This window comes from Streptomyces sp. NPDC060194, assembly GCF_042728285.1.
In the GTDB taxonomy this organism is placed as follows: Bacteria; Actinomycetota; Actinomycetes; order Streptomycetales; family Streptomycetaceae; genus Streptomyces.
In genome coordinates this window covers 17,776-28,926 of record NZ_JBHWZH010000076.1, presented here as the reverse complement: position 1 = coordinate 28,926, position 11,151 = coordinate 17,776, and the positions used below count along the sequence as shown (strand labels likewise).

Here is an 11,151-nt window from a genome sequence, read left to right as displayed (position 1 = left end):
GGGGGCCCCCCCCCCCCCCCCCCCGGGGCAAAATGCGGCACGCGGGGGTGCCGGGGCATGGTCACCGCGGCGACCTGACCGCCGCGGTGACCGGCCCGTTCAGCGCCGGCCGGGAGGCCGGCCGGCGTCCGGACCGGGGTCCGGCGGGCCTACGGGAACGACGTCACCGTGGAGGGCACGGTGGACGTGCCCGCCGGGACCGTGGACGCCCCGGTGTTGTTGATGACGTGGTTGTAGTGGCCCATCCCGCCGAGCGAGACCACGAGCAGGCTGTGGAACTTCACGTTCGGCTTCACCGGCGCCTTGAAGCCGTGGTCCTGCCGGATCGACGGGTCGACGTTGTAGTTGCAGTAGCTGCCCATGCCCCAGCCCTCGTGGACGTTCACCGAGTCGTCCACGCGGTAGGCCGCGTAGCCCTTGGTGTCGCCGTTCTGGATGGCGGCCTGGTTGGGCGCGTCGTACGCCTTCTCGTTCTGGTAGAAGATCGTCCGGCCGCGCTCGCCGAACCACTCGACGTCGTACTTGTTGAAGTGCTCGACGAACAGGCCGGTGGCCAGGACGTCGTCGCCGTAGACCCGCACCCCGTAGTCGGCGCGGTTGGTCTCCCAGCCGACGCCGTCGCCGTGGTCGGCGCGCCACACCCAGGTGTGGTCGATGATCACGTCGTCGCTGTGGACGGCCATGGAGGTGGTCGCCTTGCCGGCGTGCGCGCCGCCGATGCGGATGTAGACGTCCTGGACGGTGGTGGGGTTGGCGGCGTGGTCCGCGGAGGAGTTCTGCGGGCCGAGCTCCAGCAGGGTGGGCGAGTTGACGGTGCCGGCGTCGATGAGGAAGCCGGCGAGGCGCACGCCGTCGACGTCGGCGACCTTCATCGCGGTGACGCCGTTCTCGGGGATGATCGTCGCCAGGCCGAGGCCGAGGACGACCGTGTTCGCGCGGTTGACGTTGATGGTCTGGTCGAAGCGGTAGACGCCGGGCGTGAACAGCAGGTGCAGCCCCTGGGCGAGCGCCTGGTTGACGGTGGCGGCGGTCGCGCCGGCCTTCACGACGTAGAACTTGTCGAGGCCGATCGAGGTGCCCTGCGGAGTGCCGTTCCAGGAGACGCCGCGCGCGTTGGTGCGCTTCTCGGGGACGAACACCTTGTAGGTGCTGCCGTCGAGGTACAGGAACGGCTTCTCGCGGGAGATCGGGGTGTTCTGCAGCGTGGTGTAGCGGGGCTCGGGGAACGAGGTGGCGGGTGCGCCCTCGACGCCCGAGAAGGTCTGGTTCCAGACGGAGTTGGACCAGCCGCCGATCGTGCTCTCGCGGGTGTACCACTGCTGCTGCGAGTAGTTGCCGACCTGGCCGTCGATCTTCGAGTCGGCGATGTAGCCGCCGGACGCCCAACCGTAGCCGTTCGGGGCGAGGTTGAGGCCGCCCTTGACGTGCATGCGGCGGAAGGAGGCGGCCTGCGAGACGGCCCAGCGGTTGGTGCCGCTGACCGGGTTCAGGGCCAGGTTCTCCGCCGAACGCCAGAAGTTCTGCGTCGCGTTGCCGTTGAACCAGCCGGCGTCGACGGTCACGTCACCGTTGATGGTGGTGTCGCCGGGCTTGAGGCCGAGGCCGGAGATCGAGGTGTAGAAGCCGATCTGGGCGTTGAGGTTGTTGTACGTGCCGGGCTTGAAGAGGAACTGGTGCCGGCCGAGGCCGAACTGGGCCGACTCCTGCTGCTGGAAGACCTGGTCCAGCTTCGCCTGGATGCCGGGGGTCGAGGGGTCGAAGACGGTCACGTTCGGGCCGAGGTCGCCGCCGCCGGGCAGCTGCGGGCCGGTGCCGCCGCCGGTCTCGCCGTACACCTTGAACTCCCAGAGCGAGTAGCCGTATCCGGTCCCGCGGGCCGTTCCGTACACCCGGACGTAGCGGGCCTCGCCGGAGACGTTCACCGTATCGGTGCCGCCGTCGCCGGTGGTGGTCTGGAAGGCGGTCGTCCAGTCGCTGCCGTTGGTGGACAGCTCGACGCGGTAGCCCTTGCCGTAGGCCGCCTCCCAGTCCAGGACGACCTGGCTGACCTGGGTGACCGCGCCGAGGTCGACGCGGATCCACTGCGGGTCGGAGGCGGCGCTCGACCAGCGCGTGGTGCCGTTGCCGTCGACGGCCGAGGTGGCGGGGGTGCCGTAGTGCTCCTGGCTGGAGGCGGTCACCGGCTTGCCCTGCGAGAGCAGCACCGGGGCCGCGTGGACGGCGGTGGTCGGGACGAAGAGCAGAAGCGTGGCCACCAGGGCGGTGACGACGGCGGCGGCCACGGATCTGGCGGCCGTGGGGGACGGCGGTGGGTACGCGGGACCGAGCGGCCGGTTCGCGTACGTGCTGCCGGGTGCGGGCATGTCGGTACTCCTGAGGAGTGGGGGGCGCACGGGCGTGGGGCAGGCGGTGGACGCCCCGTGTCGCCCGACGGACGGGCGGCGGCTCACGGGGCGCCGCACTGCTTATTTCAGGACGTGAGTTAAGACCCGCGTAAAGGTCGCGTCAAGAGTTTGCGCAGCGGTATCTTTCGTACCCGCGCGGATGGCCCGAGCGGCGAGAGTGGCCGGAGCGGGGCTGGGAGCGCTCTCAGTCCGCTTCGGGGGAGGATGGGGCCATGGTGCAAGGGAACAGGCGCACGGTCAGTGATCTGCGCAGGGGCAATCGGGCCGCCGTGCTGCGGCGGCTCTACTTCGACGGACCGCTCAGCCGCCAGGACCTGGGCCCGGTGACGGGGCTCAGTTCCGGCTCCATCAGCAACGTCGTCGGCGAGCTGGTCGCCGACGGGCTCGTCGAGGAGGCCGGCAGCGTCGACTCCGACGGCGGCCGGCCGCGCACCCTGCTGCGGGTCAGCCCCGGCAGCGGGCGCATGATCGGCGTCGATGTCGGCGAGACCCGGGTCCGCGTCGAGCTGTTCGACGTCACCCTCACCGAACTCGCCCGCACCGAGCGGCCGCTGACCGGCGTCGGCTACGAGGTCGACGTGATCGTCGAGCACGTCCGCAGCGGGATCGCCGAGGTCCTCGACCATGGCGGGGTCACGCCCGACCAGCTGCTCGGCGTCGGCATCGGCGTCCCCGGCATCATCGAGCGCACCGCCGAGCGCGGGGCGGTCGTGCACGGGCAGACGATCGGCTGGGACGGCGTCCCGCTGGAGGCGCTGCTGCGGGAGGCCGGGCAGCTCCCGCCGGAGATCCCGTACTTCATCGACAACGGGGCCAAGACGCTCGGCCAGGCCGAGATGTGGTTCGGCGCGGGGCGGGGCGCGACGAGCGCGGTCGTCGTGCTGTTCGGGTCCGGGGTGGGCGCGTGCCTGGTCACGGACGTGGTCGAGCAGGGGCGGGCGCTGGAGTGGGGGCACCTGACGGTGCGCGTGGGCGGCCGTCGCTGCCGGTGCGGCGCGCCGGGCTGCCTGGAGGCGTACGCGGGCGCGGAGGCGGTCCTGGAGCGGTGGGTCGAGGCGGGCGGGGTGCCGCCGGCCGACGTCGACGAGGAGACCCGGCTGACCGCTCTGCTCGCCGCGGCGTACCCGCTGTCGGGGCCGGCCGACCCCGTCGCGCTCGGCGTGGTCGAGGAGACCGCGGAGTACCTCGGGGCGGGGCTCTCCGACCTGATCAACCTCTTCCGGCCCGAGCGCATCCTCGTCGGCGGCTGGGCCGGCCTGCAGTTCGGCTCCCGCTTCCTCGCCGACGTCCGCCGGCACGCCGCGACGTACTCGCTGCACCACCCCGGTGCCCGCGTCGGCGTCGAGATGGGCCGCCTGGGCCCCGACGCGGTGACCGTCGGGGCGGCGACGCTCCCCCTCGCCGACTTCCTGGCGCGCGGCGGCCGGCAGGCGCGGGCGGCGGCGTCGGCGGTGGGGCCGGCGTGGCGGGCGGCGCTGGAGGACCGGGTGATCAGCTGAGGGCGGGGTGGCCGGATTCCGCCGGCGCGGTGTGGGGGGCGCGGCAGGGGTGGGCGGGGCGACGGCCGGGCTCCGGGCCGGGGTCCTGCCCCGGGCGTCGGGGCGCGGACGGGACGCCGCGGGTGCGGGCGGCGCGGGTGCGGGCGGCGCGGGTGCGGGCGGCGCGGGTGCGGGCGGCGCGGGCGGACAGGCCGCGGACGCTGCGCGTCGGCCCGGGCGGGACGGGCCCGGGCCTTCGCCCTCAGTCGCTGAGCGTGGTCGCCTGGCGGATCGCCGTGGCGAGGTCGCGGGCCGCGGGGTCCTCCGTGCGCTCGGCCAACTGCTCCGCGCGTTCCGCCAGTTCCGGCAGTTCGGGGGTGGCGGGGAGGGGGTTCTCGCCGAGGCGCAGCCGCAGGCGGTCGGCGAAGTAGGCGGCGACGGCGGTGAGTTGCAGGCGGGGGCTCGCGCCGTCCCAGAGGGGGGTGCGCAGGGCTGAGGCCGTGACGTCGCCCGTGCGCTCCCGGGGCTCGCGGGTGACGGGATCCAGCCACCTGACGCCGGCCGTGGCGACCGTCCCGCTCGCGCCCTCCCGCAGCCGGACCGCGTACAGCGCGGTCACGGTGTGGCCGGGGCCGACCTCGCCGCCGTCGACCGTGTCGTCACGGTAGTCCTCGTCCGCCACCTCGCGGTTCTCGTAGCCGATGAGCTGGAACGACCGCACGGTGTCCCGGTCGAACGCGACCTGCGCCTTCGCGTCCCGCGCCCGCAGCTCGACGTGCGCGGGCAGGTCCTCGCAGAACACCTTGCGCGCCTCGGTCAGGTCGGAGACGTACGTCGTGTGCCCGTCGCCCTTGTTGGTGAGACGCTCCATGAACGCGTCCCCGTAGTCGCTCCCGACGCCGACCCCGAACAGCGTGATGCCGTGCTCGCGGCGGACGTCGGCGATCCGGGAGAGGATGCCGTCGGCGTCGGTGTCGCCGGTGTTCGCCAGCGCGTCGGAGAGCAGCACGACGCGGTTGGTGGCCCCGGCGACCCGCCCCCGCACGGCCTCGTCGTACCCGGTCGTGACGCCCGCCCCGACGTCGGTCGACGCCCCCGCCTCCAGGCCGTCGATCAGCTCGTGCACCCGGCCCCGGCTGTCGCCCAGGCGGGTCATCGGCAGCACGGTCCGCGCGGAGTCGCTGAACGTGACCAGCGCGATCCGGTCGTCCGCCCGCAGCCGGTCCGTCATCAGCCCCAGCGACTCCCGCACCAGGTCGAGCCGGCCCGGCTCCGCCATCGACCCCGACACGTCGATCACGAACGTCAGCGCCGCCGGCGGCCGCTCCCCCGGCGCGGACTCCGGCCGCGTCGCCAGGCCCACCCGCACCAGCGACCAGCCCTCGCGGTCCGTCCGCGCCCCGTCGACCGTCACCGAGAACCCGTCGCCGTCCGGCGCGGGGTAGTCCTGCCGGAAGCTGTTCACGAACTCCTCGGGCCGGACGTCCGCCGGGTCGGGCAGCCGCCCTTCCGCCAGCGTCCGGCGCGCGTACCCGTACGACGCGGTGTCCACGTCCAGCGCGAACGTCGACAGGTAGTCCGGTGCGGCGGGCTCCCGCCGCTGCTCGCCGTCCTGCGGGGCGCTGCTGGGGCCGAGGGGCGGCGGGGCGGGCGCGGGATTCCCGCCCTTCCGGTCCGCTTTCGACGCCCCGTCGCCGCCGTGGTCCCCCGCCCCGCACCCGGCGAGCAGCATCCCGCCCGCGAGCACGGCGACGAGTGCCGCCCTCGCCCGTCCGACCCTGCGCTCCATCCGACCCTCCCCCTCCGCTCGTCACGTCTCCTGACTGTGACGGAGGGGGGCGGGGTCGCGATGAGTCGGAAGGGTTGCGGGTGGATCTCGAACGGGCCACGGTGGCCTTGGGCGACGGGGCCTTGGGCGGCGGGGGCCTTGGGCGGCGGCAACGGGGTGGTCTCGCGGCTGCGCCGCGGTGCACGGCCTGCGGCCGCGCGGCCTCAAACGCCGGCCGGGCTGAGATTTTTGCCGGCGTTCAGCCGAGCGGCCCCAGGCCCCAGGCGTCGTGCCTCGTACCTCCTACCTCGTGCCTCGCGCCTCGTGCCTCATGCCTCATGCCTCATGCCTCAGGAGACGATGTCCTTGCGGGCGAAGCCGCGGAAGGCCAGGGCGAAGAGGACGAGCGCGTAGGTGACGGAGACCGCCGAGCCCTGGATCATGCCGGACCACTCCAGCTTGGGCTGGATCGCGTCGACCCAGGCGAACTGCCAGTGCGCGGGGAGGAAGTCGCGCCAGTCCCCGAGCGCGGTGACCGCGTCGAGCACGTTGCCGACGATGGTCAGGCCGACCGCCCCGCCGACCGCTCCGAGGGGCGCGTCGGTCCTCGTGGAGAGCCAGAACGCGAGCCCCGCGGTGACGAGTTGCGAGACGAAGACGAACGCGACCGCGATGGCGAGCCGTCCGACGGCCTCCCCCGCGGGCACGGACCCGCCGGTCGGGATCTGCAGCGGACCCCACCCGTACGCGACCGTCCCCGCGGCGAGCGCGACGACCGGCAGGAGGACCATCGCCGCCGCGCTGAAGCCGAGCGCGACGGCCAGCTTGCTCCACAGCAGCCGGGCGCGCGGGACGGGCGCGGCCAGCAGGTACCGCAGCGAGGACCAGCTCGCCTCGCTGGCCACGGTGTCCCCGCAGAAGAGCGCGACCGGCACCACGAGCAGGAAGCCCGCGGAGACGAACAGGCTGGTCGCGGCGAAGTTCGCCCCGGACGCGGTCGCCGTGTCCATGAGGTTGATCCGGCTGCCGCCGCCGTCGCCGTCCTCGCCGCCGCCGGGGTTCCCGCCGATGGCGAAGGCGACGATCAGGACGAACGGCAGCGCGGCGAGGATGCCGCCCATCACCATCGTCCGGCGCCGCCGCAGCTGCCGCACCACCTCGACGCGCAGCGGCAGCGTGCGGCCGGGGCGGTAGCCGTGGGCGGTGGGGTCGGCCGCCTGCGCGTCCGGTGTCGTCAGGTCCGTGCTCATGCGGCGCCTCCGCCGATCAGGGTCAGGAACGCGTCCTCCAGGCGGCGGTTGGGGCCGACGCTCGTGACCCCCACCTCCATCCGGACGAGTTCGGCGGTGAGCTGGGCGGGCGTCGCGCCGCCCAGCCGCACGATCAGGCCGTCGTCCGCGCGGACCGCGTCGGCGACGCCCTCCAGGGCGGCCACCTTCTCGACCAGCACGTCCGTGACCGGCCCCTCGACGCCGACGAGCAGCGTGTCGCCCGAGCCGACGATCTCAGCGACGGGCCCGGCCTGGACCAGCTGTCCGCGGTCCATGACGACGAGGTGCGTGCAGGACTGCTCGACCTCGGCGAGGAGATGGCTGGAGACGATGACGGTGCGGCCGGTCGTCGCGTACCGGATCATCACCTCGCGCATCTCGCGGATCTGCGGCGGGTCGAGTCCGTTGGTCGGCTCGTCGAGGATGAGCAGGTCCGGCAGGCCGAGCATGGCCTGGGCGATGGCGAGCCGCTGCCGCATGCCCTGCGAGTACGTACGGACGGCCCGGGAGAGGGCGTCGCCGAGCCCGGCGATCTCCAGGGCCTCCTCCATGTGCGCGTCCTCGGCGGGCCGTCCGGTGGCCTGCCAGTACAGCTCCAGGTTGGCGCGGCCCGAGAGGTGCGGCAGGAAGCCCGCGCCCTCGACGAACGAGCCGACCCGGGAGAGCACCGGGCTGCCGGGGCGGATCGCGTGCCCGAAGACGCGGATCTCGCCGTCGTCGGGGGTGATCAGGCCCATCAGCATCCGCAGGGTCGTCGTCTTTCCCGCCCCGTTCGGCCCGAGGAGGCCGAGGACCTGCCCCTTCTCGACCCGGAAGCCCAGGTCACGGACGGCGTACCGGTCGGTGGAGCCCTTGTACTTCTTGCTCAGCCCGCTGATCACGAGCGGCACCTCGGCCAGCTCCGGCGCGGGGGCCGGAGCGGCCGCGCCCCGCCGGCGCACGAGCAGCAGCCCGAGCGCGAGGACCGCGCCGCCGAGCGGCAGCGCCCACGTCCACGCGGGCAGCCCGGCGGCCGTCGCCGTCACCTCCGGCGCGGTCGGCACGCTCAGTCCGCCCTGGACGGCGGCCGTGTACGTCGCCGGCTCGACCGGCGAGGCGTAGCCGAGGTCGGTCGTGGCGAGGACGAGCCGCAGCCGGTGCCCCTTGGCGACCTCGTGATCGATCGCGGGCAGGGTCAGCTCGACGGTTTTCCCGCCCTTGCCGGCGTCCGGGATCCGGATCGGCGAGACGAGCTGCGAGGGCAGGACCTGCTGCTTGCCGTCGGGCCCGACGTCGTAGACCTTGCCGAAGAGCACGGCCGAGCCGTCCTCGGCGGTGGAGGTGACGCGGACGCGGGCCGTCGGCGAGCCCGTGACGTGCAGGCTCGTCGTCAGCGGGCGGGAGTCGAAGCGGGCGAACTGGCCCGGGACGTCGAGCGACACGCCGACGCCGAGGGCGGAGAGCTGGGAGAGGCCGCCCGCGCCCGGCACCGCGGAGATCGCGGGCGGGCCGGCGCCCGGCGGGTTGGCGAAGGTCTGCTCGGAGCCCTGCAGGGCGATCTCGCGGGGGTCGTTGCGCAGGCCCGGGTAGGCGTCGGCGGTCGCCCCGCGCTTCTGGGCGCGGCCGTCGGTGGAGTCGAAACCACCCGTGCGGGTGACGCGGAAGGCGGGGCCGGTGTCGGCGCCCTTCTCCTCCTTGAGGTAGCGGTCGAACCACGCGGTGGTGCGCTGCGCGAGGCGGCCGTCCTCGCGGTCGCCGCCGTCGTGGCCGCCGGAGATCCAGTCGACGGAGACGGGCGCCCCGTTCGCCTTGACGGCCTTCGCGATCCGGTCGGCCTCGCCGAGCGGGAAGAGCGAGTCGGTCTGGCCCTCGGCCAGCAGCGTCGGCACGTCGATGCGGTCGCCGACGGCCTTCGGGCTGCGCTCCTCAAGGAGCTTGCGCGCGGCGGCGTCGGGCTTGCCGCTGACCGCGACCCGCTCGTACATGGCGCAGATGTCCTGCTCGAAGTTGCCGCAGCCGCCGGTGCCGGTGGACTCGGTGGAGAAGAACACCCCGGCCCAGAGCTTCTTGTAGACCCCGCCGGGGAAGAACGCGTCCGCGAGGTTCCAGTACGTGATCTGCGGGGCGAGGGCGTCGACGCGGTCGTCGTGACCCGCTGTGAGCAAGGAGACCGCGCCGCCGTAGCTGGCGCCGGCCATGCCGAGGCGCGGGTCGCCCTTCTTGTCGAGCTGCACCTCCGGGCGGGTCGCCAGCCAGTCGATCAGCCGGCGGGCGTCGGAGACCTCGCCCTTCGGGTCGTTCATGCCGATCTTGCCGGTCGACTGCCCGAAACCGCGGGCGGACCAGGTCAGGACGGCGTACCCGTTTCTTGCGAGGCCCTCGGCCTGCGCGCGGACGGACTCCTTGGTGTTGCCGAAGCCGTGCGCGAGCAGGACCGCGGGGCGCTTCTCCTTCGGGTCTCCCGCGGTGAAGAACGAGGTGTCGATGCGGGCCCCGGGCACGGGCATCACCCGATCGGTGCGGCGCACGGCCGGTCCGTCGGCGGCGGCGACGGGGGCGGCCCAGGTGACGGACGCGGCGAGCGCGGCCAGCGCCGTCATCGTGCCCGCGAGTTTCCGGGACAGTCGGGTGTTCATAGTTCCAAACGGTAGGGGACGGCACTGACAGTGACCGCTGCCCCTGGGGGGATCCCGCACACCTCCCTGAGACGTACGTGAGGTACGCCTCATACCGCGTCCGTGGTACGACAGGGCGCATGCCGCCTGCCGCGTACCGCATCCGCCGCGCCACCTCCGTCCCCCAACTCCTCGCGGCGAGCCCGCTGTTCGACGGTCCCGCCCGGGAGGCGTGGGCCGCGCGCTTCCTCGCGGCGGCCGGTCACCACTGCCTGCTCGCCTACCCCGACGGCGACCCCGAGCCCGCCGGGTTCGTCACGGGGGTCGAGATGCTCCACCCCGACAAGGGCACGGAGATGTGCCTCTACGAACTGGGCGTGGCCGAGACGCACCGCCGCCGCGGGATCGGGCGCGCACTCACCGACGCGCTGGCGGCGCTCGCGCGGGAGCGCGGCTGCTACGACATGTGGGTCGGCGTCGACCTCGACAACGCGGCCGCGTTGGCCACCTACCGGGCGTCCGGTGCCGTCGACGACGGCAATTTCGCCATGCTGACCTGGGACTTCGCCGACCCGGCGGAGGGGGGCGCGGCCCCGCTCGGCTAGCGTGAGGGCGCGGTGGTCCCGCCCCGGCCCCGGACCCGCGTGCCACGCGGAGGCCCGATCGATCTCCGCACGGCCCCGCACCGGACCCGCGGGCGTGCAGAATCCGCAGAGACGTGACCGCTCGGCCTGCGCGCGGCGCGGCGCCCCGCACCCACCGTCCGCACCGTTCACCAGGAGCACGCCCCCGTGACCGTCCGCCTCTCCCTCCTGCTCGTCACCGACCTCGCCTACCCGGCGCGCGGCCGGCGCTACGGCGACGAGGACGTCCTCCTCTCCTCGCGACTGCGCGAGCACTTCGACGTCGCCCTGTGCCACCCCCTCGACGCGGTCGCGCTGATGGACGGCTACGACGTCGTCCTCGTCCGCAACAGCGGGCCGGTGCTGCACTACCAGGAGGCGTATGACGCCTTCCGCGCGCACGCGCTGCGGACCGGGGCGCGCGTCTACAACCCGCTGCACGGGCGCGGGGACATGGCCGGCAAGCAGTACCTGCTCGACCTGACGGCCGAGGGCCACCCCGTCATCCCGACCGCCGACCGCGCCGAGGGCCTCGCCGCGCTCCCGACGGCCGCCTCCTACGCCGTCAAGCCGAAGGCCGGCGCGGACTCCGAGGGCCTGCGCTTCGTCGCCCCCGACGAACTCCCCGCCCTCGACCTGCGCGGCGACCTCCTCGTCCAGCCGCGCATCGACTTCCGCTACGAGGTCTCGTTCTACTTCGTCGACGACGCCTTCCAGTACGCCCTCCACGCCCCCGACCCCGCCCGCCGCTGGGACCTCGCTCCGTACGAGGCCACCCCCGCCGACCTCGCCTTCGCCCACCGCTTCATCGCCTGGAACACCCTCACCCACGGCATCCAACGCGTCGACGCCTGCCGCACCCCCACCGACGATCTCCTCCTCGTCGAACTGGAGGACCTGAACCCCTACCTCTCCCTCGACCTGCTCCCGGAGCCGCAGAGGCACGCGTTCCTCGACGCCCTGACGGAGTCCCTGCACGCCTTCGCGAGCGAGTCACGCTGGAGGTGAGGGC

7 protein-coding genes are annotated in these 11,151 nt (G+C 73.9%); 3 read left to right on the top strand and 4 right to left on the bottom strand.

Translation table 11 applies throughout. The annotated features are described in order from the left end of the window. Positions 1–149: 149 nt before the first annotated feature. Positions 150–2,363, bottom strand: coding sequence for a discoidin domain-containing protein (locus ACFWEG_RS17955; protein ID WP_387216069.1), 2,214 nt, complete (start codon positions 2,361–2,363; stop codon positions 150–152). 254 nt (positions 2,364–2,617) lie between these two features. On the opposite strand from ACFWEG_RS17955, the gene ACFWEG_RS17950 reads away from it, so the two are divergent. Then, positions 2,618–3,904 carry an ROK family protein gene (locus ACFWEG_RS17950; RefSeq protein ID WP_387216067.1) on the top strand — a complete coding sequence of 429 codons (1,287 nt, stop codon included), beginning with the start codon at positions 2,618–2,620 and terminating at the stop codon, positions 3,902–3,904. A 241-nt stretch (positions 3,905–4,145) separates the two neighbouring features. On the opposite strand, the gene ACFWEG_RS17945 is transcribed toward ACFWEG_RS17950, so the two are convergent. From ACFWEG_RS17945 to ACFWEG_RS17935, 3 genes are all read right to left on the bottom strand, one after another. Beyond that, the gene (locus tag ACFWEG_RS17945; RefSeq protein WP_387216064.1) at positions 4,146–5,672 is read right to left on the bottom strand and encodes a von Willebrand factor type A domain-containing protein; all 1,527 of its coding nucleotides are present in this window, start codon (positions 5,670–5,672) and stop codon (positions 4,146–4,148) included. 329 nt (positions 5,673–6,001) lie between these two features. Further along, on the bottom strand, positions 6,002–6,901 hold the full coding sequence (locus ACFWEG_RS17940) for an ABC transporter permease (protein ID WP_387216061.1): 900 nt from the start codon (positions 6,899–6,901) through the stop codon (positions 6,002–6,004). Continuing rightward, the gene (locus ACFWEG_RS17935; RefSeq protein ID WP_387216058.1) at positions 6,898–9,537 is read right to left on the bottom strand and encodes an alpha/beta fold hydrolase; all 2,640 of its coding nucleotides are present in this window, start codon (positions 9,535–9,537) and stop codon (positions 6,898–6,900) included. Before ACFWEG_RS17935 ends, ACFWEG_RS17940 begins: the two co-directional genes overlap by 4 nt. A gap of 119 nt (positions 9,538–9,656) precedes the next feature. Between ACFWEG_RS17935 and ACFWEG_RS17930 the strand changes: the two genes are divergently transcribed. Together ACFWEG_RS17930 and ACFWEG_RS17925 are read left to right on the top strand one after the other, a co-directional pair. Continuing rightward, positions 9,657–10,121 (top strand): GNAT family N-acetyltransferase, encoded by a 465-nt coding sequence (locus ACFWEG_RS17930; RefSeq protein ID WP_387216055.1) that lies wholly within the window; start codon positions 9,657–9,659, stop codon positions 10,119–10,121. A gap of 186 nt (positions 10,122–10,307) precedes the next feature. After that, on the top strand, positions 10,308–11,147 hold the full coding sequence (locus ACFWEG_RS17925; RefSeq protein WP_387216052.1) for a hypothetical protein: 840 nt from the start codon (positions 10,308–10,310) through the stop codon (positions 11,145–11,147). Positions 11,148–11,151 lie beyond the last annotated feature (4 nt).